This is a genomic window from Paracoccus gahaiensis (genome assembly GCF_005048225.1).
Lineage (GTDB): Bacteria > Pseudomonadota > Alphaproteobacteria > Rhodobacterales > Rhodobacteraceae > Paracoccus > Paracoccus gahaiensis.
Genome location: NZ_SUNI01000004.1, coordinates 111377 through 136286 on the forward strand (window position 1 = coordinate 111377; position 24910 = coordinate 136286).

Genomic DNA, 24910 nt, shown 5'->3' on the forward strand with positions numbered 1-24910 from the left:
CGTCACTCCATCGGCTTTGCACTGCCCTCGGCACGGGGCGCGCCGTCGGGCCATTCGGGGGCCTGCCAGTCGCGGCTTCCGCAGCGGGGGCAGGGGGCCGGATCGGCCCGGGTCGGGGCCTCGGCCCCGGCGCCGCATTGGGAACAGCATGTCCGGCCGTCCATCGCAAGGGCCTTGTCGGGTTCGGGGCCGCCGTTGATCAGATGGGCGGGGGGCAGCAGCGACAGGCCGGGGGCGGGGTCGCTGCGGCGGAAGACCGAGAGCCCGCCGCCGGCCTCGAGATAGGCGGCGCGCACCTCGCCCAGATTGCCGATGCCGGCCAGGCGCAGCATCGCCTTGATCTCGGCCAGGCCCAGGTCGCGCTGCGTGGCATCGTCATGCAGGATGCAGCCGTCGCGGACCAGCATGATGGGGCGGCCGTCGATCAGGTCCTTGGCGCGGTCGAAGCGCACGATCAGCCGGTCGAGGACCTTGTTGATCAGCACCACGATGGTGATGACCGCCATTGCCGCCAGGACCGGCACGTCGGGATAGAACATCGCGTCGCCCACCGCCGAGCCGAGCGCGATGACCAGCAGGAACTCGACCATGGACAGCTGCGCCACGCCCCGCCCGCCGATCCAGCGGATCATCAGGAGCGCATAGACATAGATCAGCAGCGTGCGGACCAGAATCTCGGCATAGAAGAGGGGCGGGTGGTCGCCGATGAACATGCGGGCAAGATCGAAGGGGATGACCGGCTGGTCCATGGGCGCCTCGGGCTGGGGAAACTGCGCGGCTTAACGGCAGGGCGGGGGCGGGGTTCCGCCGCGGGGCCGGGGAGGCTGGGGCGGGGGGCGAGAGGGGGGGCGCTGCCCCCCGTCCCGTGCCGGGACTCCCCCCGGGATATTTGGGCCAAGATGAACGGGGAGGGGGCCTGAACCGGGGCCTTGGCCGGCGCGTTGGGGCGGGCAAGGACAAGGAGGTCGTGATGACCCAACCGATGATGACACTGAACGATGGTCGCCGGATGCCGCAGATGGGCACCGGGATCTGGCAGATCTCGGACGACGCGACCCCGGCGGTGGTGGGGCGGGCGCTGGAGCTGGGCTATCGGCTGATCGACGGCGCGGCGGCCTATGGCAACGAGCGCGGGATGGGTCAGGGGATCCGCGACAGCGGCGTGGCGCGGGACGAGATCTTCGTCACCTCGAAGCTGTGGAACGACGCGCAGGGTCCTGATGCGGCGCTGCGGGCCTTCGACGCGACCATGGGGCGCTGCGGGTTGGACTATCTGGACCTGTACCTGATCCACTGGCCGCTGCCGCTGATGGACGCCTATGTCGAGACATGGCGGGCGCTGATCCGGCTGCGCGACGAGGGGCGGGTGCGCTCGATCGGGGTGGCGAATTTCCACGAGGCGCATCTGGCGCGGTTGATCGACGAAACCGGCGTGGTCCCGGCGCTGAACCAGATCGAGCTGCATCCCTCGCTGACGCAGGCGTCGCTGCGGGCGGCGAATGCGCGGCTGGGGGTGGTCACGCAAAGCTGGACGCCCTTGGGCCGGGGCGACAGTTTCGAGGCGCCTGCGGTGACCGGGCCTGCCGCCCGGTTGGGGTGCAGCGCGGCGCAGATGATCCTGGCCTGGCATCTGCAGCACGGGCTGTCGGTCATTCCGAAATCCGAGAACCCGGACCGGCTGGCCGAGAACCTGGCCGCGCTGGAGATCCGGCTGACCGAGGCGGAGATCGCGGCCATCGACGCGCTGGACCGGGGCCATCGCACCGGGCCCGATCCCGAGACCTTTGATTACCGCGACCCGCTGTAGGTCAGGCGCCGTGATCCAGCAGGCGGCGCATCAGCGGGCTGGCGGGATCCGTCAGCCCGTCGATCACGTCGTAATGGTGGCGGCCCGGGTCGAGGACGCATTCCGTGGCCGTCCCGAGTCCCGCCCAGGCATCGGCCAGAAGGCGGGCATGGCGGATGAATTCGGGCCGTTCGGCGGCCCCCACCCAGGTGGTGACGGGGATGTTCGCCCGGGGCGTCAGCAAGGCCGGGCTTTCCGACAACGCCTCGGCCATGTCGAGACGCAGCTTCTGGTTCATCGCGGTGCGCAGCAGGGCGCGCAGGTCGGTGAGCGGCGAGATGGGTACGCAGGCGGTGATCCGGGCGGCCAGCCGGTCGGGCAGCACCCCCTCGCAGATCATCCGGGCGGCCAGGTGCCCGCCGGCGGAATGGCCGGTCAGCACCACCGGGCCCGGCACGTTGAAGGCCGCCTTGGCCACCGCGCGGGCGATGTCCTGGGTAATCTGGGAGATCCGCACGCGGGGCGCGAGGCGATAGGCGGGAATGGCGCAGGCCCAGCCCAGGGCGATGGCACCGGCGGCCAGATGCGACCAGGTGCTGGGATCGAAGCGCATCCAGTAGCCACCATGGACGAAGACCATCAGCCCGCGCGGCGTATGGGCCGGCAGGAACAGGTGTCCGCGCCCCAAGGGCAGCGGGCGGTGTTCGGCCCGGAAGGCCGCCGCCGCCTTGGTCCAGCGCGGCAGATAGGTCTCCCCCTCGGGGATATGGGCGCCATTGGCATAGGCATCGTCCCAATCGGTGATCTGGTACAGCATGGCGGCCCCTCTTTCCGGCAGCCAACCCCGCTGCTAGCTTCAGGTCAAGAGGGAGCCTAAAATGTCCGATTTTATCACCACCCGCGCCGCCTTTCACCTGCCCGACGGCATCACCTATCTGGACGGCAACTCCCTGGGTCCGATGCCGGTGGCGGCGCGCGACCGGGTGGCCCGGATGATGGCCGGCGAATGGTCCGAGATGCTGATCGGCGGCTGGAACAAAGCCGGCTGGTATGCCCAGCCCCGCCGCGTCGGCGACCGCATCGCGCGGCTGATCGGGGCGGGCCCCGGCGAGGTGGTGATGGGCGACACGCTGTCCATCAAGGTGTTCCAAGCGCTGAGCGCGGCGCTGGCGCTGCGGCCCGACCGGCGGGTGATCCTGTCGGACAGCGGCAACTTCCCCTCGGACCTCTATGTGGCGCAGGGGCTGGCGGGCGCGATGGGGGCGACTTTGCGCGTGGTGGCGCCCGACGAGGTCGAGGGCGCGCTGGACGACAGCGTGGCCGTGCTGATGCTGACCGAGGTCGATTACCGCACCGGGCGGCGCCACGACATGGCGGGCCTGACGGCGCGGGCGCAGGCCGCCGGGGCGCTGACGATCTGGGATCTGGCCCATTCGGCGGGGGCGGTCGATGTGGACCTGACCGGCGCGGAGGCCGATTTCGCGGTGGGCTGCACCTACAAGTATCTCAATGGCGGGCCGGGCGCGCCGGCCTTCATCTGGATCCATCCGCGCCATGCCGAGGCGGCGGCGCCGATCCTGCAGGGTTGGATGGGCCATGCCGCGCCCTTCGCCTTCGACCCCGAATACCGCCCCGCGCCGGGGATCGAGCGGATGCGGGTGGGCACCCCTCCGGTCATCGCGCTGGCCGCGCTGGAGGCGGCACTGGATGTCTGGGAGGGGGTGTCGCTGGCGGACCTGCGCGCGCGCTCGATCGAGCTGACGCAGGCCTTCATCGCGGGTGTCGAGGCCGAGTGTCCCGGGCTGGTCCTGAACAGCCCGCGCGATCCGGCGCGGCGCGGATCGCAAGTCAGCTTCTGCAATCCGCAGGGCTTTGCGGTCATGCAGGCGCTGATTGCGGCGGGGGTGGTGGGCGATTTCCGGGCGCCCGACGTGCTGCGGTTCGGCTTCGCGCCGCTCTACAACGACCTGGAGGATGTGAACCGGGCCGTCGCGACACTTGCGCGGATTTTGCGCGACGGCAGCTGGGATCATGACGATTTTCAGCGCAAGGCGACAGTGACCTGAGGGCAAGGGGCTTTTCAACCTCCGCGAAAGGGATGACATATCGGGGGTACCGAGTCGGAGGGTCCCCGGGATGCTCAAGCTGTTTGCCGTGGGCCTGTGCCTGACGGTCCTGGCGCCTGCCGTCCGGGCCCAGGACATCCCCGACCTGCGCGTGATGATCGAGATCGCCCGGCGCGAGCCGCTGTCCCTGGACCTGCAGCTGTCGGGCCAGATCGAGGCGGTGGACACGCTGGATCTGGGCTTTCGCCAAGGCGGGCGCGTGACCGAGGTGCTGGTGTCGGAAGGCGACCGGGTCGCGGCGGGGCAGGCGCTGGCGCGGCTGAACGCGGTGCAGCAGGATCAGGCGCTGAACGTGGCCGAGGCCGGTCTGGCCGCCGCCCGCGCCGGGGCCGAGCAGGCGCGGCAGGCGCGCGAACGGGCCGATGCGCTGCTGACGCGCGGCGTGGGCACGCGCGCGGCGGCGGATCAGGCCGAACAGGCGCTGTCCCAGGCCCTGGGCGCGCAGGAGCGGGCCGAGACCACCGTCGAGCAGGCCCGCCGCGCGCTGGACGATGCGGTGCTGCGCGCGCCCGCCGATGCGGTGGTGACCGCGAAATCCATGTCTCCGGGGCAGGTCGTGGCCGCTGCCCAGCCCGTGATCGAGCTGGCCGCGCTGTCGGGGCTGGAGGCGGTGTTTCAGGCCGCCGACGATCCGGCGCTGCGCGACGTGCTGGGCCGCCAGATCCGGCTGGAGACTCTGGACATCGACCGCCCCGACATGACCGGGACGGTGACCGAGGTCTCGCCTCTGGTCGATCCCGAGACAGGGACCGTCACGGTGCGCGCGCGCATCGAGACGCAGGCGCAGGCGACGGGCCTCCTGGGTGCCTCGGTGCGCGGGCATCTGCAGGTGATGCGCGAGGACGGGGTGGTCGTGCCCTGGACCGCGCTGATGCGGCAGGGCCATGGCTCGGCGGTCTGGACAGTGGACGGCGACAACCGGGTAGCGTTGACCCCGGTGCGGATCGCGCATTTCGGCGACGGCACGATCTATGTGGCCGAAGGCCTGGCCGAGGGGCAGCGCGTGGTGGGGGACGGCTCGCAACTGCTCTATCCCGGGCGCCGCGTGCAGCCCGCCGCCGAGGTCGCGCCATGAGGGCCGTGGCGCTTGCGGCGCTGCTGGTGGTGGCCTGCGGGCCGGTGGCGGCGCTTGGCCTGCCCGACTGGCTGGATTTCGGCCTGCATGCCGAAGAGCCCGCCGGCCCGCCGCGCCCGGTGGTCAGCGTCATCCTGGCCGATCGCGATGCCGAGGCGCGGGGCATTCCCGGCATCGTCGAGGCGCGCAGTCAGGTGCAGCTGGGCTTTCAGGCCCTGGGGCGGATGATCGCCCGCCCCGCCGATCTGGGCGACAAGGTCGCGCAGGGCCAGCTGCTGGCGCAGCTGTCCACCGACGATCTGGTGGCCAGCACCCGCGCCGCCCGCGCCGCCCTGGACACCGCCGAGGTCGCCGACCGCACCGCCCGCGCCACGCTGGAGCGCACGGAGGCCCTGGCCGAACGCAACGTCGCCTCGGACGCGCAGCTGGAACAGGCCCAGCAGGCCGCCAGCGCGGCATCGGCGGCGGTGGAGCGCACCCGGTCCGAACTGGCGCAGGCCGAGGATGCCGAGGGCTTCGCGCGGATGACCGCGCCCTTTGCCGGGGTGATCAGCGCCGTCTATGAGGCGCCGGGCGCGGTGGTGGGCGCCGGGGCGCCGGTGCTGCAGCTGTCGGCCGAGGACACGCCCGAGGTGGTGATCGACCTGCCCGAGCAGGCGCTGCGGGGGTTGGAAACCGGGGCGGGCTTCACCGTCTGGCACCGCAACGATCCCGACACGCAGATCCCCGCCACGCTGGACCGCATCGACCCCATCGCCGACAGCGCCACGCGCACCCGGCGGCTGTATCTGACCCTGCCGCCCGACGCGCCCTTCCGGCTTGGCGCGCTGGTGCGGGTCCGCTTCGGCACCCGCGACGCGCCCTCGCTGTCGCTGCCCACCGAGGCGCTGGTCACCACGGGCGACGGCAGCACCGTCTGGCGCGTGACCCGCGACGGCGAGGCGGCCCATGTCGAACAGGTCCCGGTCGAGGCCGCCGCGCCCTTCCGGGGGCGCGTCAACATCACCTCGGGCTTGCGGACCGGCGACGAGATCGTCATTCGCGGCGTCTCATCCCTGGCCCCGGGCCAGCCCGTCGGCCGGAGGCTGGAGCCGTGACGAAATTCAACCTGTCGGACTGGGCGCTGAAGCATCGCAGCTTCGTCTGGTTCCTGCTGATCGTGTCGATGATCGCGGGCACGATCAGCTATCTCAACCTCGGGCGCGAGGAGGATCCCGACTTCACCATCAAGACGATGATCATCGGCGCGGCCCTGCCCGGCGCCACCATCGACGAGACGCTGAAGCAGGTCACCACCCGGATCGAGACCAAGCTGGAGGAGCTGGACGAGCTGGACTTCACCCGCTCGGTCACCATGCCGGGGCAGGCGGTGGTCTATGTGGAGCTGGACCCCACCATCCGCGGCCCCGCCGTCCCCGAGGTCTGGAAGCGCGTGCGCGAGATGATGGGCGACATCCGCCCCGATTTCCCGCAGGAATTCGCGGGCTTCCAGTTCAACGACAATTTCGGCGACGTGTTCGGCAACATCTATGCCTTCACCAGCGACGGCTTCACCCCGCGCGAGCTGCGCGACCGGGTCGAGGCGATCCGCCGCCAGGTCGCGGCGCTGGACGCCGCCGGCAAGACCGAGCTGCTGGGCGTGCAGGACGAGCAGATCTTCCTGGAATTCTCGGTCGCGCGGCTGGCGGCCCTGGGGCTGAACCAGGCGCAGGTCATCGCCACGCTGGCCCAGCAGAACGCCATCGCCCCCTCGGGCGTGATCCAGGCCGGGCCCGAGCGCATCCTGGTCCGCGTGGGCGGGCAGTTCGACACCGCCGAGGCGATCGAGGCCGTGAACCTGCGCGTGGGCCAGCGTTTCTTCAACCTGGGCGACGTGGCGACGGTGACGCGCGGCTATCGGGACCCGCCTTCGTCGCTGTTCCGCTACAACGGCCAGCCGGCCATCGGGCTGCAGATCGGGATGCGGCAGGGCGACAACATCCTGGATTTCGGCGCCGAGCTGGAGGCGCTGATGACCCGCATCGCCGCCGACCTGCCCATCGGCATCGAGATGGCCAAGATCGCCGACCAGCCCCATGTGGTCGAGGAGGCCGTGGGCCATTTCGTCACCGCCCTGGCCGAGGCCGTGGCCATCGTGCTGGTCGTCAGCTTCATCAGCCTCGGCCTGCGCGCCGGGCTGGTGGTGACGCTGACCATCCCGCTGTGCCTGGCCATCACCTTCGTGATCCTGGACCTGTACGGCATCACCCTGCAGCGGATCTCGCTCGGCGCGCTGATCATCGCCCTGGGCCTGTTGGTCGACGACGCGATGATCGCCATCGAGACGATGATCTCGCGGTTGGAGATCGGCGAGAGCCTGACCGATGCGGCCAGCTATGCCTGGACCTCGATCGCCTTCCCGATGCTGACGGGCACGCTGGTCACGGTGGCGGGCTTCATCCCGATCGGGCTGAACAGCTCGGCGGCGGGGGAATTCACCTTCTCGCTCTTCGTGGTGATCGCGGTGTCGCTGGTCGTGTCCTGGATCGTGGCGGTGCTCTTCGCGCCGCTGCTGGGCGTGACCTTCCTGCGCGCCGACATGGGCCATCACGCGAAGGGGCCGGGGCGGCTGCGGCGCGGGTTCCACCGGCTGCTGCGCGGCGCGATGCGGTGGAAATGGCTGACCATCGCGGTGACGCTGGCGATCTTCGCGACCTCGGTCTGGGGGATGCGCTTCGTCGAACAGCAGTTCTTCCCGACCTCGGACCGGACCGAGGTGCTGGTCGACATCACCGGACGCCAGAACGCCTCGATCGCGCGCACCCGCGCCGACATGGACCGGCTGGAGGCGAGCCTGTCGGGCAATGACGACGTGCTGTTCTGGACCTCCTATGTGGGGTCGGGGGCGCCGCGCTTCGTGCTGTCGATGGACGTGCCGACGGCGGGGCCGCATATGGGCCAGATCGTGATCCAGACCCCGGACCTGGCCGCCCGCGACCGCGTCAAGGCGGAGCTGAACCGGCTGGCCGCCGAGGAATTCGCCGGCACCGACATCTACGTCAAGAACCTCGAGATCGGCCCGCCGGTGGGCAAGCCGGTGCAGTATCGCGTGACCGCGCCCGATGCCGATGCGGCCCGCGATGCGGCGCGGGGCCTGGCCAGCGTGCTGGCGACCGAGCCGCGCCTTCGCGACATCGCGCTGGACTGGAACGAGCCCGCGCGCATGGTGCGCCTCGTCGTCGACCAGGACCAGGCCCGCAGGCTGGGGGTGACCAACGGCGACATCGCGCAGGCGCTGTCGGCGCTGTTCAGCGGGGCGGGTGTCACGCAACTGCGCGACGACATCTTCCTGATCGACGTGGTGGCGCGGGGGGCGGCGACCGACCGGCAGTCGCTGGCCTCGATCCGCAACCTGCAGCTGAACCTGACGGAGGGGCCGAACGTGCCCCTCTCGGCGCTGGTGACGCTGGAATACGGCTCCGAGCAGCCGCTGATCCTGCAGAGGAACGGGTTGCCCACGGTGACCGTCAAGGCCGCCATCGCCACCCTCGACCAGCCGGCGACGCTGGTGACGGCGCTGGCCGCGCGGGTGGCCGAATATCAGGCCACGCTGCCCGCCGAGGTGCGGGTCGAGGTCGGCGGCTCGGTCGAAAGCTCGGCTGACAGCCAGGCGCCCATCGCGGCAGTGGTGCCGGTGATGCTGCTGATCATGGCGGTGCTGGTCATGGCCCAGATGCAGGGGTTCCGCGTGGCGCTGGTCGTCTTCGCCGCCGCCCCCTTGGGACTGATCGGTGTGGTGGCGGTGCTGGTGCCCTTCGGCGTGCCCCTGGGCTTCGTGGCGATCCTGGGGATCCTGGCGCTGATCGGCATCCTGATCCGCAACTCGGTGATCCTCGTCCACGAGATCCAGGAGTTGCTGCACAAGGGCCGGACCCAGTGGCAGGCGGTGTTCGAGGCCTCGGACAGCCGCGCGCGTCCGATCCTGCTGACCGCCGCCGCCGCCTCGCTGGCGCTGATCCCGATCTCGCGACAGGTCTTCTGGGGCCCGATGGCCTTCGCCATGATGGGCGGCATCGTCGCGGGCACGCTGATCACGCTGGTCTTCGTCCCCGCGCTCTACTGCGCCGTCTTCCGGGTCAGACCCCCGAAGGCCTGACGCCTTTCATCTTGGCCTAAATATCCCGCGGGGGGTCCGGGGGGCGCGAAGCCCCCCGGCGGTCGCGGGACGCGGATCCCACCTATTCGGCAGCGGCGCGTTTCGGCAGAACCCATTCGGGGCGCGGGAAATGGCAGGTATAGCCATTCGGAAAGCGCTCCAGGTAATCCTGGTGCTCGGGCTCCGCCTCCCAGAAATCGCCGGCGGGCGCCAGTTCGGTGACGACGCGGCCGGGCCAGATGCGTGATGCTTCCACATCCGCGATCGTTTCCAGCGCGACCTCGCGCTGCGCCTCGTCGGCATAGTAGATCCCCGAGCGATAGCCCGGGCCGCGATCGTTGCCCTGGCGGTTCGGCGTGCTGGGATCGTGGATCTGGAAGAAGAACTCCAGAAGCCGGCGATAGCTCATCAGGTCGGGATCGAAGGTGACCTCGATGGCCTCGGCATGGGTGCCGTGGTTGCGATAGGTGGCATTGGGGATGTCGCCGCCGCTATAGCCGACGCGGGTCGACACGACGCCGGGCAGGCGCCGGATCAGGTCCTGCATGCCCCAGAAGCAGCCTCCGGCCAGGATTGCGCGCTCAGTCATGATGGGCCTCCTCCACCTGGGTCAGGTAGTCGCCATAGCCCTCGGCCGCCATCCGGTCCTTGGGCACGAAGCGCAGCGAGGCAGAGTTGATGCAATAGCGCAGGCCCCCCTGATCCTGGGGCCCGTCGGGGAAGACATGGCCCAGATGGCTGTCGCCATGCTTCGAGCGGACCTCGACCCGGACCATGCCGTGGCTGACATCGCGATGCTCGGTCACGTTGTCCGCGATGGGCTTGGTGAAGGCCGGCCAGCCGCAGCCCGAGTTGTATTTCGTCGAACTGACGAACAGAGGCTCGCCCGAGACGATGTCGACATAAATGCCGGCGTCGAAATGATGGTCGTATTCGCCGGTGAAGGCCCGCTCGGTGCCGTTCTCCTGCGTGACGCGATATTGCTCGGGCGTCAGCCGGGCCAGCGCGTCCTGTGATTTCTGATAGCTCATGGGTTCCTCCACGGATGTGGTGCCGTTCCCTTCGATATATGGGAAGCGAAGGGCCGATCCGCAAAGGTCACAGGCGCGAAACGGCCCCTTTTGCGGCGTGATATTCCGTCGCAAGGCGGTCGATGCGGGTGGCTGCGGGCTCGACGGCGTGCACCGCGCCGATGCCCTGGCCCGCGCCCCAGATCGTGCTCCAGGCCTTGGGTTTGGCCGAGCCCTCGCCGAAATTCATGGCGCTGGCATCGGCGCCCTCCAGCGCGTCCGGGTCCAGCCCCGCCTTGCGGATCGAGGGGGCCAGGTAGTTGCCCGACACGCCCGTGAACAGCGACGAGGTGACGATGTCGCCCGCCGTGCTGTCCACGATCATCTGCTTGTAGTCGTCCTGCGCGTTCGCCTCGGTGGTGGCGATGAAGGGGCTGCCGATATAGGCCAGATCCGCCCCCATCACCTGCGCCGCCAGCACCGCCCGGCCCGTGGCGATGGAGCCCGACAAAAGCAACGGGCCGTCGAACCAGTCGCGGATCTCCTGGATCAGCGCGAAGGGCGATTGCGGCCCGGCATGGCCGCCAGCCCCCGCCGCCACCGCGATCAGCCCGTCGGCGCCCTTCTCGACGGCCTTCTTTGCGAAGACATTGTTGATCACGTCATGCAGCGCGATGCCGCCGCAGTCATGGGCGGCCTGGTTCACCTCGACCCGCGCGCCAAGCGAGGTGATCCAGATCGGCACCTTGTGGCGGTGGCAGATCTCGATGTCGCGCTCCAGCCTTGCATTGCTGCGATGCACGATCTGGTTCACCGCAAAGGGCGCCGCCGGGTGGTCGGGATTGGCCTGGTTGTGGCGGTCCAGCTCTTCCTCGATCCGGGTCAGCCAGGCGTCCAGCAGGGACGGCTCGCCATCCTTCTCGCGGGCGTTCAGCGCCGGAAAGCTGCCGACGATGCCCGCTTTGCATTGCGCGATGACGAGATCGGGCCCCGAGACGATGAACATGGGCGAGGCGATGACGGGGATGCGCAGGTTCTGCAGGATCGGTGGCAGCATGGGGATCTCCCTTGGATTTCCGCCACGATGCCCGCCTGTTGGGCAGCGGGCAAGCCGTGACGCGGCGACAGGCCCGCCGGGCTGGCCTTTCGCCCGGCGCGCGCCTAAGCCGAGGCGGAAATTGCACATCGTGAAAGGCCCGCCCCATGATCCGTCCCGCCCTTGCCCTGCTGCTGAGTGCCGCGCCGCTGGCCGCCCACAGCCCGGACGACCAGACCCCCCATGACCAGACCGGGCGCATCGCGGTCATGTCCGCCTTCGAGCCCGAATGGATCAGCCTGCAGGCCGATCTGGAGGGGGCCGAGACGCAGACGATCAACGGCACCGAATTCATTACCGGCACACTCTCGGGGCAGGAGGTGGTGCTGTTCCTGTCCGGCGTGTCGATGGTGAATGCCGCGATGACCACGCAGATGGCGCTGGAGCGGTTCGACATCGAGGCGATCGTCTTTTCCGGCATCGCGGGCGGCGTCGATCCCTCGCTGAACATCGGCGACGTGGTGGTGGCCGCCGAATGGGGACAATGGCTGGAGACGGTCATGGCCCGGCAGGTGGGCGATGCGTTCGAGCTGCCCGGCTTTCTGGAGTCGCCCTTCCCGAACGAGGGGATGATCTTCACGCGCGAGACGACCGTCGCCTCGGATCGCGGCGACCCCGAGCGGCGGTTCTGGTTCCCCGCCGATCCGGCGCTGCTGGAGGTGGCGGGCCGCGTGGCCGAGGCCACCGATCTGGCCGCCTGCAACGCGGATAACGACTGCCTGACCGAGCCGCCGCAGATCCGCGTCGGCGGGAACGGCGTGTCGGGGTCGTCCTTCATGGACAATGCGACCTTGCGCGACTGGCTGGCGGGCACCTTCGAGGCGCAGGTCGTGGACATGGAATCGGCCGCCGTCGCGCAGGTGGCCTGGTCCAATCAGGTGCCGTTCATCGCCTTCCGGTCGCTGTCGGACCTGGCGGGCGGCGGCGAGGGCGAGAACGAGATGGGCGTCTTCATGTCGCTGGCCTCGGAAAACTCGGCCACGCTGGTCAAGGCCTTCCTGGCCGAGATGCCCTGACCGAAAAGGCCCCGGATCACTCCGGGGCCTTTTGGTTTCAGTGAACAGCTTCAGTGCACCGGAACGGTCGGGCGCGGCCCCTCGCCGATGGCGCCGAGGCGGGGGCCGGCCTGGCCCACGCGGTTGCCGACCAGCAGCCCGTCGGGGCTGGCGCTGACCTTGACCGTCGCGCCGTCCAGCACCTCGCCGGACAGCAGCAGTTCCGCCAGCGGGTCCTGCAGGGCGCGCTGGATCACGCGTTTCAGCGGGCGGGCGCCGAAGACCGGATCATAGCCCTGATCGCCCAGCCACATCCGCGCGGCATCGTCCATGTCCAGCGTGATCTTGCGCGCCGCCAGACGACGTTCCAGCCGCCCCATCTGCACCTTGACGATCCCGTCCATGTTCGTCCGCGAGAGCCTGCGGAAGATGATGATCTCGTCCAGGCGGTTCAGGAATTCGGGGCGGAAATGGCCGCGCACCGCCTCCATCACCTGATGGCGGGCGTCCGAGGCATCGGCCTCCTCGGGCAGATGCGACAGCGCCTGGCTGCCGAGGTTCGAGGTCAGGATGATCAGCGTCTGCTTGAAATCCACCGTCCGGCCCTGACCATCGGTCAGAACGCCATCGTCCAGCACCTGCAAGAGCACGTTGAAGACATCCGGATGCGCCTTCTCGACCTCGTCGAACAGGATCACCTGATAGGGGCGGCGGCGGACGGCCTCGGTCAGCACGCCCCCCTCGTCATAGCCGACATAGCCCGGAGGGGCGCCGATCAGCCGGGCCACGGAATGTTTTTCCATGAACTCGGACATGTCGACGCGGACCATCGCGCTGTCATCGTCGAACATGTATTCGGCCAGCGCCTTGGTCAGTTCGGTCTTGCCGACGCCGGTGGGGCCCAGGAACAGGAACGAGCCCAGGGGGCGGTTCTCGTCGTTCAGCCCCGCCCGCGCGCGGCGGACGGCATTGGAGACGGCGGTGACCGCCTCGGCCTGACCGATGACGCGCAGGCCCAGCTGTTCCTCCATCTTCAGAAGCTTGTCGCGCTGGCCCTCCAGCATCTTCGAGGTCGGGATGCCGGTCCAGCGTTCGACGACCTCGGCGATCTGTTCGGGGCGCACGGCCTCCTCGACCATCAGCCCGTCATCGGTCTCGGCCTCGGCCAGCGTCTTTTCCAGCCCCGGAATGATGCCGTAGGAGAGTTCACCGGCGCGGGCCAGGTTCCCCTCGCGCTTGGCTTGGTCCAGATCGGCGCGGGCGCGGTCCAGCTGTTCCTTGAGATTGCGCGAGCCCTGCAGCTTGTCACGCTCCGCCTGCCAGCGGGCGGTCATCTCGGCGCTGCGCTCCTGGATCTCGGACAGGTCCTTCTCCAGCCGCTCCAGCCGGTCGCGGCTGGCGGTGTCGTCTTCCTTCTTCAGCGCCTCGGCCTCGATCTGCAATTGCAGGATCTGGCGGTCCAGCTGGTCCAGTTCCTCGGGCTTGCTGTCCACCTCCATCCGCAGACGGCTGGCGGCCTCGTCCATCAGGTCGATGGCCTTGTCGGGCAGGAAGCGGTCGGTGATGTAGCGATGCGACAGGGTCGCCGCCGCCACCAGCGCCGCATCGCTGATGCGCACGCCGTGGTGCAGTTCGTATTTTTCCTTGATGCCGCGCAGGATGCTGATCGTGTCCTCGACGGTCGGTTCCTCGACCAGCACCGGCTGGAAGCGGCGGGCCAGAGCGGCGTCCTTTTCGATATACTTGCGGTATTCGTCCAGCGTGGTGGCGCCGACGCAATGCAATTCACCCCGCGCCAGAGCGGGCTTGATCAGGTTGGCGGCGTCCATCGCGCCGTCGCCCTTGCCGGCGCCGACCAGCGTGTGCAACTCGTCGATGAACAGGATGATCTCGCCGGCGGCGGTCTCGATCTCGGACAGGATCGACTTCAGCCGTTCCTCGAAATCGCCGCGATATTTCGCGCCCGCGATCAGCGCGCCCATGTCCAGCGCCATCAGCCGCTTGTCGCGCAAGCTTTCGGGCACATCGCCGTTGATGATGCGCAGGGCCAGCCCTTCGGCGATGGCGGTCTTGCCCACGCCGGGCTCGCCGATCAGGACGGGGTTGTTCTTGGTGCGCCGCGACAGGACCTGCATGGTGCGGCGGATTTCCTCGTCGCGGCCGATGATCGGGTCGATCTTGCCGTCGCGGGCGGCCTGCGTCAGGTCGCGGGCGTATTTCTCCAGCGCCTCATAGCTGTCCTCGGCACTGGCCGTGTCGGCGGTGCGGCCCTTGCGGATGTCGCTGATCGCGGTGTTGAGCGCCTGCGCGTTCACATCCCCCGCCGTCAGCGCATCGCGGGCATGGGTGTTGACCAGCGCCAGCGCCATCAGCACGCGTTCGGCGGGCACGAAGCTGTCGCCGGCCTTCTTGGCCACGGTCTCGGCCTCGTCCAGCACGCGCACGAGGCTGGGGTCCACATAGACCTGGCCGCTGCCCGAGCCCGAGACCTTGGGCAGCCGGGCCACGGCCTGATCGACCGCGTCGCGCACGCGCTTGGCGTCGCCGCCGGCGCGGGTGATGAGGTTGCTGGCCAGCCCCTGATCGTCGTCCATCAGGGCCTTTAGCAGATGTTCGGGCATGACGCGCTGCTGGTTCTCGCGGATCGCGATGGTCTGGGCGGATTGCAGGAAGCCGCGCGACCGTTCCGTGAACTTGTCCATGTTCATCGGGCATACTCCTTTGTCAAAAGCCCCCGGCAATGCGGGCGCCCTGATGCGGCACGCCCTTTGGCTCCGGGTCTGCTGCAGATCTGGGGGGCAGCGGGGGCGCTTTCAAGCGCCCGGAGCGCGTGGCATAAGGCGCGCATCACGCAAAAGGGGATGCAGGATGGATGACCGGCTGATCGTGGCGCTGGATGTGCCGAATGCGCTGGCGGGGCTGAAGCTGGCCGAAGCGCTTGGCGACACCGTGGGGTTCTACAAGATCGGCCTGGGCATGCTGACCGGCGGCGGGCTGGGGCTGGCCAACGAGCTGAAGCAGGAGCATGGCAAGCGCATCTTCCTGGACATGAAGCTGTTCGACATCGGCGCGACGGTCGAGGCCGCCGTGCGCGGCCTGGCGCAGTTCGAACTGGATTTCCTGACCGTGCATGGCGACCCGCATGTGGTGGCGGCCGCAAAGCAGGGGGCGGCGGGGTCGGACATGAAGATCCTGGCGGTCACCATCCTGACCTCGCTGGACCGCGCCGACATGGATGCGGGGATGATCCGGGCGGGCGATCTGCACGAGATCACCGTCGAGCGCGCCGCTCGCGCCTATGAGGCCGGGGCCGATGGCGTCATCTGTTCCCCGCAGGAGGCGGCGGCGATCCGCGCCCTGCCGGGGTCGCGCTTGATCGTGACGCCGGGCGTGCGGCCGGTGGGCGCCCCGCGCGGCGATCAGAAGCGGGTCGAGACGCCGGGCGACGCGCTGGCGGCGGGGGCCGATCACATCGTGGTGGGGCGCCCCATCTGGCAGGCCGCCGATCCCCGCGCGGCGGCGCAGATGATCCTGTCGCAAATGGTCTGAACGGTCTGATCTGCTTGCCGCAGGCCCCGCCCGGGCGGGAACGGCATTGACCGGATGCCCGCCCCCGGGCCACCATCGCCCGGCATGGCAAGGGGGATGGCAATGGCGGGCGACGGCATCCGGCAGAAGGCCCAGAACGAGCTGGTCCTGTCCTTCCTGTCGGTGCGGCGGGCGATCGGAGCACTTGGCTTCTTCCTGCCGCTGGCCCTGCTGGCGGCATCCTTCGTCGAGGCGGGCGGGCTGCGCACCAGCCTGTCGGCCTATTACTACTCCCCCATGCGCGAGGTCTTCGTCGGCACGCTGATCGCGCAGGCGGTGTTCCTGTGGAGCTATGAGGGGTTCCGTCCCGAGGCGGGCGAGCTGATCACCGACCGGCGCATGGCGCGGCTGGCGGCCGTGTCGGTCGCGCTGGTGGCGCTGCTGCCGACCGCCGGGCCCGACATACCCTGCACCGCGCTGCAATGCCTGCTGGGCCCGGGGCCCTCGGCGCTGATCCATCTGGCGGCGGCGGGGCTGTTCTTCGGGGCGCTGGCGGTCTTCTGCCTGGTGCTGTTCGTGAAGGGCGCCGAGGACGGGCCGGAAAAGCGCGCCTCGAACCGGATCTATCGGCTTTGCGGCTGGACGATCCTGGGCAGCATCGGGGCCATCGCGGCCCTCTTCGTGACCGGGCTGGATCAGGCGCTGGCCCCGCTGCGCCCGGTCTTCTGGCTGGAGAGTCTGGCCAGCTTCGCCTTTGCGACCAGCTGGGCGGTCAAGGGCGACAGTCTGCGCCCACTGGTGCGGGGCGTCATGTCGGCGCAGGCCACGACGCCCTGATCCAGTCGCGGAAATGCGGCACGGCACGTGGATGGGCCAGATAGTCCGCGACCGGCATCATCCGCCATTCCTGCCCCTCGTCGCCGAAGCGGATCGCCGCGATCTGCGCCTTCGTCAGCGTGCCGGTGAACAGCCAGGACATCATCGGCGGAGCGGCATGGGACGGAAAGGCCCGGCCCGTCAGGCCGTCCGGGGGCAGATGCAGGCCGAATTCCTCGTGCATCTCGCGCAGGGCGCAGGCCATCGGCGTCTCGGTCCCCTCGCGCCCGCCTCCGGGCAGGTCCCAATGGGCGGGGAAGGGCAGGCCCGCGCGGTCGTCGCGCAGATAGGTCAGCATCCGCCCGGCATGGGTCAGCAGCAGCTTGGCGCCGTGAAACTCCATGGACCGCTATTCGGCGGCGATCCGGCCGCCCGCCGGATCGGCCAGCAGGCTGATCAGCCGGCCCATCATCCGGTCGATGCGGGCGGCGAAATCGTCGAAATCGGCGCGGGGTGTGATCGAGGCCTCGTGCATGTAGAGGGAGCGGTCGATCTCCAGCTGCACGACATGGACGTTCTGCGCGGGCCGGCCATAGGCCGAGCAGATATAGGCGCCCGAGAACGGCGAGTTGCGGCGCACGATCCAGCCCTCGGCCTCGATGGCGCTGCAGACCGCATCCGAGACGCGCGCCGCCGCTGACAGCCCGTGGCGGTTGCCCAGCACCATGTCGGGGCGGATCCCCTGAAGGTGGCCAAGCGCGTCATGGGGCATGGAATGCATGTCGATCAGGATCGCCTGCCCGAACCGGGCGCGGGCCTGCGCGATCAGCCCCGACAGGGCGGCGTGATAGGGGCGCCAGCAGCTGTCGATCCGGCGGTCGGCCTCGACGCGGTCGATCTGGCGGTCGTGGATCGCCCGGCCCTGCGACACGACCCGGGGAATCACCCCCAGCCCGGCCAGGGTGCGCTGGTTCAGCGGATGGCGCGGTACACCGCGCACGACCAGCGGGTCGATCTCGTCCGCGCCGCGGTTCAGGTCCACGATGCAGCGCGGGATGCGCGCGGCCAGCGTCACCGCCCCATGCCGGATGGCCGGGGCGATCAGGCGGTCGATGAAGGCATCCTCGGACGAGCGCAGGGCGGCGACCTGCAGGCGTGTCTCGCGCAGGAACCAGTCGGGATAGCATTGTCCCGAATGGGGCGAGGCGAAGATCACGCCGGACAGCCAGGCGTCGGGGCGGGTCAGCGTGAAGGACGGGTCAGGCTGGGACACGGACAGTCCTCGGCATCTGTTGCGATGGCGCATATAAACCTGAAATCTCGGTTGCCGATAGGTCTTGAATACCCCGAGGACCCTCGTTATAGACACGCGAACCGAGGGGGTCCCGAAGGGTTTTCGCAAGGAAACGTGACGGAATCACCGAGGAACGGGCGGTTAGCTCAGCGGTAGAGCACTACGTTGACATCGTAGTGGCCACTGGTTCGATCCCAGTACCGCCCACCAATGTTTCGCCGCCCCCGGCCACAACCGGGGGCATTTCGTTTTCCTGGCGGCAGCGCTGCGCCGCGATGATGGAGAAGACCGATGAAGGTTCGCAACTCGCTCCGCTCGCTCAAGAGCCGGCACCGCGACTGTCAGGTGGTGCGCCGCAAGGGCCGCGTCTACGTGATCAACAAGACCAACCGCCGCTTCAAGGCCCGTCAGGGCTGATCGGCGGGGACTTGGCCGGGCAGCCGGCAAGTCACGCACAGCAGAACGAGATCACCCGCCCCGCAAGGGCGGGTTTTTTCATGCCCGCGCGGCGCCCGGTGATGCGGCGCCCGTCGATCCGGGGCCGTTAATCTATTGTCAACTTTCTCCTGCGTGCCGGTGGCCCGAGGCGCTATGATCGCCCGGCAGGCCGTGGGGTCTGGTGGGTGCAGGAACGGGCGAATGGTGATTCTGGGCGGACTTCTGGGCATGCTGATGGCGGGGCTGATGGTCGACGCCGCAGCCCTGACCACGGATCACAAGACCCTCGACGAGGAGGATCAGGACGAGGACGAGGCGCCCGATCCCCAGGAGGAGCCCCTGCCGCCGATCCTGCCCGAACCCGAAGAGCCCCAGGAGGGAGCGGAGGAGGGCGAGGCCGGGGACGGCGACGAGGCCGGAGAGCAGGACTCTGGCGGCGCCTTCGACGGATCGGACGATCTGGATTTCGTGATGGGCTCGACCGGCCATGACATGATTCGCGGTTGGGGCGGGGGCGACGACCTGCGCGGGGGCTTGGGCGACGACACGATCCATGGCGGCGACGGCAACGACTGGATCCAGGGCGATGCCGATTACGGGCTTGGCGGGGACGACGTGATCCATGGCGGGGCAGGCGACGACGTTCTGGCCGGGCAGGACGGCGACGACCTGCTGTTCGGCGACATGGGCGACGACACGCTGCTGGGCGGCGAGGGCAACGATTCGCTGTTCGGGGGCGCGGGCAACGACATGCTGGCCGGCCATGACGGCAACGACCTGCTGGTCTCGACCGAAGGGTCTGACGATCTGGATGGCGGGCGCGGCGACGACGTGCTGATCGGCCATGACGGCCCCGAGACCGTCTGGATGAACGGCGGCGAGGGCGATGACGTGCTGATGCCCGGCGCCCATGACTTCGCCTCGGGCAATGCGGGGGCGGACAGCTTCGTGCTGCGCCACGTTCCCGAGGGCTTTCCCACCATCGCCGATTACGACGCCGCCGAGGATCAGATCGTGCTGCATGTGCGGGCCGATCTGGTGCCGGGCGCCCTGCTGACCCTGCGCGAGGACAGCGACGGCACCTATCTGCTGGAGATGAACGGCGACCCGGTGGGCCGCTTCCTGGGCAGCGGCGGATTGCGGCTGGAGGATGTGCGCATCGAGCCGGTCCCGGCCTGAACAGGCTTCCCTTTCGCGCGCCGTTCGGCTAGACGCGCGCATCCGCCGGGCATCCGGCCCGTGCGGTGTCCCATGGACCTTGCTGGACGACATCCCGGCCTGCGCCCTCACCCCTGTTTCCAAAGGAGATCCCGATGTCGATCACCGTCGAAGAAAAAGCCCGCGTCATCAAGGAATTCGGCACCAAGGAAGGCGATACCGGTTCGCCCGAGGTGCAGGTCGCGATCCTGACCTCGCGCATCGTCACCCTGACCGAGCACTTCAAGTCGCACAAGAAGGACAACCACTCGCGTCGTGGTCTGCTGATGATGGTCGCGCAGCGCCGCAAGCTGCTGGACTATCTGAAGAACAAGGAAGAGGCGCGCTATACCGCGCTGATCGGCAAGCTGGGCCTGCGCCGCTAAGGCTGCGCGCCCTTCGCTGAGATCCTGCAACCGCCCGCGACCCCGTCGCGGGCGGTTTGCATTCGGGACGGCCCGCCGCAGCCCTGCGTCCGGGACGGGGCGATCCGGTGGCGCGCGCCGTGATTCGCGCCTGCACCCCGGGGCGGGCGCGACCCCTGCGCCGCCCTTCCCAAATCCCGCGTTTTCGTGTATGCCCCGCAAATCTGTGACGTGAGGTCCTGCCCCGGGGCACATGCAAAGGATAGGGGCGGCGGCAATGGGGCCGCGATACATGACATGGGTGGCCGGAGGGCCGGTGCACCCTTTGAGGAAATCAGATGTTTGATGAAGTGAAGAAATCGATCCAGTGGGGCCAGGAAACCCTCACTCTGGAAACGGGCAAGGTTGCCCGCCAGGCCGACGGCAGCGTCATCGCCACCCTGGGCGAGACCAGCGTGATGGCCAACGTCACCTTCGCCAAGTCGCCGAAGCCGGGTCAGGACTTCTTCCCGCTGACGGTGCACTATCAGGAAAAATACTATGCCGCCGGCAAGGTCCCGGGCGGTTTCTTCAAGCGCGAGGCGCGCCCGTCGGAAAAGGAGACGCTGACCGCGCGCCTGATCGACCGGCCGATCCGCCCGCTGTTCGCCCCCGGCTTCAAGCATGAAGTGCTGGTGATGTGCACCGTGCTGAGCCACGATCTGGTCAACGATCCCGACATGGTCGCGATGATCGCCGCCTCGGCCGCGCTGACCATCTCGGGCGTGCCCTTCATGGGTCCGATCGCGGCGGCCCGCGTCGGCTTCTCGAATGGCGAATATGTTCTGAACCCGGAAGTTCAGGACATGGACAAGCTGCGCATGAACCCCGAGCAGCGCCTGGATCTGGTCGTCGCGGGCACCCGCGATGCCGTGATGATGGTCGAATCGGAAGCCTACGAGCTGACCGAAGAGGAAATGCTGGGCGCCGTGAAGTTCGGCCATGACGCGCTGAAGCCGGTCATCGATCTGATCATCGACCTGGCCGAGGATGCCGCCAAGGAGCCCTTCGACTATCAGGCCCCCGATTACAGTGCGCTCTATGCCCGCGTGAAGACCTTGGGCGAGGCCGACATGCGCGCCGCCTATGCGATCCGCGACAAGGCCGAGCGTCAGGATGCCGTTGCGGCAACCAAGACGAAGGTCAAGGAGCAGCTGTCCGAGGACGAGCTGGCCGATGCCAACCTGGGTTCGGCGCTGAAGAAGCTGGAATCGGGCATCCTGCGCGGCGACATCATCAGCGGTGGCGCCCGGATCGACGGTCGCGACACCAAGACGGTGCGCTCGATCGTGTCCGAGGTGGGCATCCTGCCGCGCACGCATGGCTCGGCCCTGTTCACCCGCGGCGAGACGCAGGCGCTGGTCGTGACCACGCTGGGCACCGGCGATGACGAACAGATCATCGACGCCCTGCACGGCAATTCGCGCAGCAATTTCCTGCTGCACTACAACTTCCCCCCCTATTCGGTGGGCGAGGTTGGCCGCGTCGCGGGCCCCGGCCGTCGCGAGATCGGTCATGGCAAGCTGGCATGGCGCGCGCTGCAGGCGGTTCTGCCCGCACCGACCGACTTCCCCTATACCATCCGCGTCGTGTCCGAGATCACCGAATCGAACGGCTCGTCCAGCATGGCCTCGGTCTGCGGCGGCTCGCTGTCGATGATGGATGCGGGCGTGCCGCTGAAGGCGCCGGTCGCGGGTGTGGCCATGGGTCTGATCCTGGAAGACGACGGCCGCTATGCGGTGCTGACCGACATCCTGGGCGACGAGGATCACCTGGGCGACATGGACTTCAAGGTGGCGGGGACCGAGAACGGCATCACCAGCCTGCAGATGGACATCAAGGTCGCGGGCATCACCCCCGAGATCATGGAGCAGGCTCTGGCGCAGGCGCGCGACGGCCGTCTGCACATCCTGGGCGAGATGGCGCAGGCCCTGACCGCCGGGCGCAACGAGTTCAGCGCCCATGCCCCGCGCATCGAGACGATGCAGATCCCGACCGACAAGATCCGGGAAGTCATCGGCTCGGGCGGCAAGGTCATCCGCGAGATCGTCGAGGTCTCGGGCGCCAAGGTCGACATCAACGACGAGGGCATCATCAAGATCGCCTCGGCCAATGCCGAGTCCATCAAGAAGGCCTATGACATGATCTATTCGATCGTGGCCGAACCCGAAGAGGGCAAGGTCTATGTCGGCAAGGTCGTCAAGCTGGTCGATTTCGGGGCCTTCGTGAACTTCTTCGGCAAGCGCGACGGGCTGGTGCATGTCAGCCAGATCGCCGGTCGCCGCCTGACCCATCCGAACGAGATCCTGAAAGAGGGTCAGGAGGTCAAGGTCAAGCTGCTGGGCTTCGACGACCGTGGCAAGGTCCGCCTTGGCATGAAGATGGTCGACCAGGAGACCGGCGCCGAGATCGACGAGAAGCAGGAACAGACCGCCGAGTGATCGGTCCCCGTCCCTGAGCTTTGGCAAGGGCCCCGCAGTTGCGGGGCCTTTCGCATCTCTGCCGTCGTCGTCGCCCCCTGCTTGAGCGGCGGGATCAACTGCTGTACTGCCGCGTCATGCGGGCGATGCCACCCGTGGGCGCCATGGGAAAGAGGGGCTTGATGCCGGACGATCGCGACCCCCTTCTGATCCTCACCATGAAATGGGGCACGCTTTACGGCGCCGCCGATGTGAACCGTCTGGCCGCGCAGGTGCGGCGGCATCTGGACCGGCCGCACCGGTTCATCTGCTTCACCGACGATGCGGCGGGCCTTGCGCCGGGGGTCGAGGCGATGCCTCTGCCCGAACTGGGCCTGCCCCAGGGGCATGCCGACACGCGCTGGCGCAAGCTGGCGCTGTTCCGCCGCGATCTGGGCGGCCTCGGCGGGACGGCCCTGTTTCTGGATCTGGATCTGGTCGTGGTCGACGATCTGGCGCCCTTCTTCGATCTGCCGGGCGATTTCTTCATCATCCGCGATGACGACCTGTTCCGCGCCAAGCCCCTGCGCCGGGTGAACCCCGGGCGCGACCGGTTCCTGCATTCGGTCGGCAATTCCAGCGTGTTCCGCTATCGGGTGGGCGCGCATGCCTATGTGCTGGACGCCTATCTGGCCGATCCGGCGGCGGCGACGGCGGGCTACGAGATCAGCCAGCAGTTCCAGTCGGCGCAGCTGGCCAAGGCCGGACACCTGCAGTATTGGCCCAAGGGCTGGTGCGTCAGCTTCAAGAACGACTGCGTGCCGCGCCATCTGGCCAGCTATCTGCGCGACCCCTCGCTGCCGGAGGGGGCGCGGATCGTGCTGTTCGCGGGGGCGCCCAAGATGGAGGACGTCTTTGCCGGGCGCGGCCACAAGTGGTACCGCCGCATCGGTGATATCGGCTGGCTGCGCCGCGCATGGGAACGCCCGTGATCCGCGACGCCTTCCGCCGCTTCAAGCATCGCCGCCGCGAGGCCCGGGCTCTGGCCGAGATCGCCGCCCGCCTCGATCGCCCGGGCCGCCCGCATGGCTTGCCCGCGCCGCTGATCGTCTCGCTGACCAGCCATGCCCCGCGCTTCGCGACGCTGGCGCCGACCCTGCAGTCGCTCACGCGCCAGACGGTGCAGCCCGACCGGGTGATCCTGTGGCTGGACGAGGGCGATCAGGACCGCCTGCCCGCCGACCTGCGCGCCCTGCCGGGGCTTGAGATCCGCCTCTGCCCGGCCTGGCGGTCCTACAAGAAGATCGTTCCGACCCTTCTGGCCTATCCGGACGCCTATGTGGTGACGGCGGATGACGACCTGTATTACGGCCCCGACTGGCTGCGAAGGCTGGTCGATGCCGTGCAGGAAGGGGCGGGGATCGCCTGCCACCGGGCGCATCGGGTGAAGGTGCAGGACGGGCCGCCCGCCCCTTACGAGGCATGGGCGCAGAACCTGCGCGCGCCCGAGGCCGGGCCGCTGGTCTTTCCGACCGGTGTGGCGGGCGTGATCTATGCGCCGGGGGTCTGCCATCCCGACATCACGCGGGACGATCTGTTCATGCGGCTGGCGCCGGGGGCCGATGACATCTGGCTGTACTGGATGCACCGGCTGGCCGGATCGGCCCCGGCTAAGATCGGCGGACCGGCGCGGCTTCTGGAATGGCAGGGCAGCCAGGCCGTCAGCCTGCGGGCGGTGAACCGGCCCGCGCGGGGGATGGGCGGCAATGACCGTGCCATTGCCGCCCTGATGGACCATTACGGCTGGCCCGAGGGCTGAGCCGTCAGGCCGGGTCCTTGGCATAGCGCAGATAGGGCAGCTTGATGTCCAGCGGCCCGAACCGCTCTTCGGCGGCCTTGTCGTCCAGCGACAGGGCGACGATCACGTCCTGGCCCGGCACCCAGTTCGCGGGCGTGGCGATGGGCACGCCATCGGTCCGGCGCACCGCGTCCAGCGCCCGCAGGATCTCGGCGAAGTTGCGGCCCACCGACATCGGATAGGTCATCGTCAGGCGCACCTTCTTGTCGGGGCCGATGATGAAGACCGTGCGCACCGTGGCCGAATGGGCGGGCGTGCGCCCCTCGGTCGGCAGGTAGTATTCGGCGGGCAGCATGTCATAGGCCTTGGCGACGGTCAGGTCGCTGTCGTCGATGATCGCGAAATTCGCTGGCACGCCCGCGACGGTGCCGATGTCGCGCTTCCATTTCTGGTGATCGTCCACGCTGTCGACCGAGACGCCCAGCACCTTGGTGTTGCGGGCCTCGAACTCGGGGGCCAGCTGCGCGACGGCGCTGAACTCGGTCGTGCAGACCGGGGTGAAGTCGCGCGGATGGCTGAAGACGATCGCATAGCTGTCGCCGATCCAGTCGTGGAAGCGGATCTCGCCTTCCGTCGAGGGGGCGGTGAAATCGGGGGCGATGTCGTTGATGCGCAGGGACATGGGGGTCCTTTCCAGGGGGTTGCGTCAGGGGGAACATAGGCGGCCTGCGGCGGATTGCCAGTGTCGCGTGCCCTTACCGCGTGCCTGCGGAGGAGGGTCTTGCGAAGCGCGGGCGGCGGTGACAGGCTTCG

23 protein-coding genes and 1 tRNA gene are annotated in these 24910 nt (G+C 68.9%); 15 read left to right on the top strand and 9 right to left on the bottom strand.

The window, feature by feature from the left end; translation table 11 throughout:
• Positions 1-2 precede the first annotated feature (2 nt).
• Positions 3-749 (bottom strand): DUF421 domain-containing protein, encoded by a 747-nt coding sequence (locus FA743_RS06790; protein WP_136885120.1) that lies wholly within the window; start codon positions 747-749, stop codon positions 3-5.
• A 221-nt stretch (positions 750-970) separates the two neighbouring features.
• Between FA743_RS06790 and FA743_RS06795 the strand changes: the two genes are divergently transcribed.
• Positions 971-1807, top strand: coding sequence for an aldo/keto reductase (locus FA743_RS06795; protein WP_136885121.1), 837 nt, complete (start codon positions 971-973; stop codon positions 1805-1807).
• A 1-nt stretch (position 1808) separates the two neighbouring features.
• On the opposite strand, the gene FA743_RS06800 is transcribed toward FA743_RS06795, so the two are convergent.
• On the bottom strand, positions 1809-2603 hold the full coding sequence (locus tag FA743_RS06800) for an alpha/beta hydrolase (RefSeq protein WP_136885122.1): 795 nt from the start codon (positions 2601-2603) through the stop codon (positions 1809-1811).
• Between the two features lie 61 nt (positions 2604-2664).
• Between FA743_RS06800 and kynU the strand changes: the two genes are divergently transcribed.
• The 4 genes from kynU to FA743_RS06820 all read left to right on the top strand — a co-directional run bounded on the left by kynU (position 2665) and on the right by FA743_RS06820 (position 9122).
• The gene (gene kynU / locus FA743_RS06805; RefSeq protein WP_136885123.1) at positions 2665-3852 is read left to right on the top strand and encodes a kynureninase; all 1188 of its coding nucleotides are present in this window, start codon (positions 2665-2667) and stop codon (positions 3850-3852) included.
• A 70-nt stretch (positions 3853-3922) separates the two neighbouring features.
• Positions 3923-4987, top strand: a complete 1065-nt coding sequence (locus FA743_RS06810) for an efflux RND transporter periplasmic adaptor subunit (protein WP_136885124.1) — start codon at positions 3923-3925, stop codon at positions 4985-4987.
• Positions 4984-6084 (top strand): efflux RND transporter periplasmic adaptor subunit, encoded by a 1101-nt coding sequence (locus FA743_RS06815; protein WP_136885125.1) that lies wholly within the window; start codon positions 4984-4986, stop codon positions 6082-6084. The genes FA743_RS06810 and FA743_RS06815 overlap by 4 nt, the downstream gene beginning before the upstream one ends.
• The gene (locus tag FA743_RS06820; RefSeq protein WP_136885126.1) at positions 6081-9122 is read left to right on the top strand and encodes an efflux RND transporter permease subunit; all 3042 of its coding nucleotides are present in this window, start codon (positions 6081-6083) and stop codon (positions 9120-9122) included. The genes FA743_RS06815 and FA743_RS06820 overlap by 4 nt, the downstream gene beginning before the upstream one ends.
• Before the next feature lie 82 nt (positions 9123-9204).
• On the opposite strand, the gene msrA is transcribed toward FA743_RS06820, so the two are convergent.
• From msrA to FA743_RS06835, 3 genes are all read right to left on the bottom strand, one after another.
• Complete coding sequence (gene msrA / locus FA743_RS06825; RefSeq protein ID WP_136885127.1) at positions 9205-9711, bottom strand: peptide-methionine (S)-S-oxide reductase MsrA; 507 nt, start codon at positions 9709-9711, stop codon at positions 9205-9207.
• Positions 9704-10153, bottom strand: coding sequence for a peptide-methionine (R)-S-oxide reductase MsrB (msrB, locus tag FA743_RS06830; protein WP_136885128.1), 450 nt, complete (start codon positions 10151-10153; stop codon positions 9704-9706). The genes msrA and msrB overlap by 8 nt, the downstream gene beginning before the upstream one ends.
• Positions 10154-10220: 67 nt before the next feature.
• Positions 10221-11189, bottom strand: a complete 969-nt coding sequence (locus FA743_RS06835) for an NAD(P)H-dependent flavin oxidoreductase (RefSeq protein WP_136885129.1) — start codon at positions 11187-11189, stop codon at positions 10221-10223.
• A 146-nt stretch (positions 11190-11335) separates the two neighbouring features.
• Here FA743_RS06835 and FA743_RS06840 point away from each other — a divergent pair, with 146 nt between their 5' ends.
• Positions 11336-12244, top strand: a complete 909-nt coding sequence (locus tag FA743_RS06840) for a 5'-methylthioadenosine/S-adenosylhomocysteine nucleosidase (protein WP_136885130.1) — start codon at positions 11336-11338, stop codon at positions 12242-12244.
• Between the two features lie 50 nt (positions 12245-12294).
• On the opposite strand, the gene clpB is transcribed toward FA743_RS06840, so the two are convergent.
• Positions 12295-14931: an ATP-dependent chaperone ClpB gene (clpB, locus tag FA743_RS06845; protein ID WP_136885131.1), complete on the bottom strand. Its 2637-nt coding sequence runs from the start codon at positions 14929-14931 to the stop codon at positions 12295-12297.
• A gap of 160 nt (positions 14932-15091) precedes the next feature.
• Between clpB and pyrF the strand changes: the two genes are divergently transcribed.
• Together pyrF and FA743_RS06855 are read left to right on the top strand one after the other, a co-directional pair.
• A complete protein-coding gene (gene pyrF / locus FA743_RS06850; RefSeq protein WP_136885132.1) occupies positions 15092-15772 on the top strand; it encodes an orotidine-5'-phosphate decarboxylase in 681 nt (226 codons plus the stop codon).
• A 102-nt stretch (positions 15773-15874) separates the two neighbouring features.
• On the top strand, positions 15875-16588 hold the full coding sequence (locus tag FA743_RS06855; protein ID WP_169308799.1) for a DUF998 domain-containing protein: 714 nt from the start codon (positions 15875-15877) through the stop codon (positions 16586-16588).
• On the opposite strand, the gene FA743_RS06860 is transcribed toward FA743_RS06855, so the two are convergent.
• Positions 16560-16970: an NUDIX hydrolase gene (locus tag FA743_RS06860; RefSeq protein ID WP_136885134.1), complete on the bottom strand. Its 411-nt coding sequence runs from the start codon at positions 16968-16970 to the stop codon at positions 16560-16562. The two genes, FA743_RS06855 and FA743_RS06860, sit on opposite strands and share 29 nt — an antisense overlap.
• Before the next feature lie 6 nt (positions 16971-16976).
• Positions 16977-17840 (bottom strand): N-formylglutamate amidohydrolase, encoded by an 864-nt coding sequence (locus FA743_RS06865; protein ID WP_136885135.1) that lies wholly within the window; start codon positions 17838-17840, stop codon positions 16977-16979.
• Positions 17841-17996: 156 nt separating this feature from the next.
• On the opposite strand from FA743_RS06865, the gene FA743_RS06870 reads away from it, so the two are divergent.
• The 7 genes from FA743_RS06870 to FA743_RS06900 all read left to right on the top strand — a co-directional run bounded on the left by FA743_RS06870 (position 17997) and on the right by FA743_RS06900 (position 24118).
• Positions 17997-18071, top strand: a tRNA-Val gene (locus tag FA743_RS06870).
• An 81-nt stretch (positions 18072-18152) separates the two neighbouring features.
• Positions 18153-18278: a type B 50S ribosomal protein L36 gene (gene ykgO, locus FA743_RS06875; RefSeq protein WP_119747228.1), complete on the top strand. Its 126-nt coding sequence runs from the start codon at positions 18153-18155 to the stop codon at positions 18276-18278.
• A gap of 222 nt (positions 18279-18500) precedes the next feature.
• Complete coding sequence (locus FA743_RS06880) at positions 18501-19478, top strand: calcium-binding protein (protein ID WP_169308801.1); 978 nt, start codon at positions 18501-18503, stop codon at positions 19476-19478.
• 134 nt (positions 19479-19612) lie between these two features.
• Complete coding sequence (gene rpsO, locus FA743_RS06885; protein ID WP_135311808.1) at positions 19613-19882, top strand: 30S ribosomal protein S15; 270 nt, start codon at positions 19613-19615, stop codon at positions 19880-19882.
• A 317-nt stretch (positions 19883-20199) separates the two neighbouring features.
• A complete protein-coding gene (pnp, locus tag FA743_RS06890) occupies positions 20200-22341 on the top strand; it encodes a polyribonucleotide nucleotidyltransferase (protein ID WP_136885137.1) in 2142 nt (713 codons plus the stop codon).
• 161 nt (positions 22342-22502) lie between these two features.
• Complete coding sequence (locus FA743_RS06895) at positions 22503-23291, top strand: hypothetical protein (RefSeq protein WP_136885138.1); 789 nt, start codon at positions 22503-22505, stop codon at positions 23289-23291.
• Positions 23276-24118, top strand: coding sequence for a glycosyltransferase (locus tag FA743_RS06900; RefSeq protein WP_246054865.1), 843 nt, complete (start codon positions 23276-23278; stop codon positions 24116-24118). Before FA743_RS06895 ends, FA743_RS06900 begins: the two co-directional genes overlap by 16 nt.
• Before the next feature lie 4 nt (positions 24119-24122).
• Here FA743_RS06900 and FA743_RS06905 read toward each other — a convergent pair whose 3' ends face one another.
• Positions 24123-24779, bottom strand: a complete 657-nt coding sequence (locus FA743_RS06905) for a peroxiredoxin (protein ID WP_136885139.1) — start codon at positions 24777-24779, stop codon at positions 24123-24125.
• Between the last annotated feature and the right edge of the window lie 131 nt (positions 24780-24910).

Excerpts from the sequence above, each read along its gene's own strand:
- FA743_RS06790 (WP_136885120.1), bottom strand. The coding sequence starts at position 749 with ATGGACCAGCCGGTCATCCCCTTCGATCTTGCCCGCATGTTCATCGGC.
- FA743_RS06795 (WP_136885121.1), top strand. The coding sequence starts at position 971 with ATGACCCAACCGATGATGACACTGAACGATGGTCGCCGGATGCCGCAG.
- FA743_RS06800 (WP_136885122.1), bottom strand. The coding sequence starts at position 2,603 with ATGCTGTACCAGATCACCGATTGGGACGATGCCTATGCCAATGGCGCC.
- kynU (WP_136885123.1), top strand. The coding sequence starts at position 2,665 with ATGTCCGATTTTATCACCACCCGCGCCGCCTTTCACCTGCCCGACGGC.
- FA743_RS06810 (WP_136885124.1), top strand. The coding sequence starts at position 3,923 with ATGCTCAAGCTGTTTGCCGTGGGCCTGTGCCTGACGGTCCTGGCGCCT.
- FA743_RS06815 (WP_136885125.1), top strand. The coding sequence starts at position 4,984 with ATGAGGGCCGTGGCGCTTGCGGCGCTGCTGGTGGTGGCCTGCGGGCCG.
- msrA (WP_136885127.1), bottom strand. The coding sequence starts at position 9,711 with ATGACTGAGCGCGCAATCCTGGCCGGAGGCTGCTTCTGGGGCATGCAG.
- msrB (WP_136885128.1), bottom strand. The coding sequence starts at position 10,153 with ATGAGCTATCAGAAATCACAGGACGCGCTGGCCCGGCTGACGCCCGAG.
- FA743_RS06835 (WP_136885129.1), bottom strand. The coding sequence starts at position 11,189 with ATGCTGCCACCGATCCTGCAGAACCTGCGCATCCCCGTCATCGCCTCG.
- FA743_RS06840 (WP_136885130.1), top strand. The coding sequence starts at position 11,336 with ATGATCCGTCCCGCCCTTGCCCTGCTGCTGAGTGCCGCGCCGCTGGCC.
- clpB (WP_136885131.1), bottom strand. The coding sequence starts at position 14,931 with ATGAACATGGACAAGTTCACGGAACGGTCGCGCGGCTTCCTGCAATCC.
- pyrF (WP_136885132.1), top strand. The coding sequence starts at position 15,092 with ATGGATGACCGGCTGATCGTGGCGCTGGATGTGCCGAATGCGCTGGCG.
- FA743_RS06855 (WP_169308799.1), top strand. The coding sequence starts at position 15,875 with ATGGCGGGCGACGGCATCCGGCAGAAGGCCCAGAACGAGCTGGTCCTG.
- FA743_RS06860 (WP_136885134.1), bottom strand. The coding sequence starts at position 16,970 with ATGGAGTTTCACGGCGCCAAGCTGCTGCTGACCCATGCCGGGCGGATG.
- ykgO (WP_119747228.1), top strand. The coding sequence starts at position 18,153 with ATGAAGGTTCGCAACTCGCTCCGCTCGCTCAAGAGCCGGCACCGCGAC.
- FA743_RS06880 (WP_169308801.1), top strand. The coding sequence starts at position 18,501 with ATGGTGATTCTGGGCGGACTTCTGGGCATGCTGATGGCGGGGCTGATG.
- rpsO (WP_135311808.1), top strand. The coding sequence starts at position 19,613 with ATGTCGATCACCGTCGAAGAAAAAGCCCGCGTCATCAAGGAATTCGGC.
- pnp (WP_136885137.1), top strand. The coding sequence starts at position 20,200 with ATGTTTGATGAAGTGAAGAAATCGATCCAGTGGGGCCAGGAAACCCTC.
- FA743_RS06895 (WP_136885138.1), top strand. The coding sequence starts at position 22,503 with ATGCCGGACGATCGCGACCCCCTTCTGATCCTCACCATGAAATGGGGC.
- FA743_RS06900 (WP_246054865.1), top strand. The coding sequence starts at position 23,276 with ATGGGAACGCCCGTGATCCGCGACGCCTTCCGCCGCTTCAAGCATCGC.
- FA743_RS06905 (WP_136885139.1), bottom strand. The coding sequence starts at position 24,779 with ATGTCCCTGCGCATCAACGACATCGCCCCCGATTTCACCGCCCCCTCG.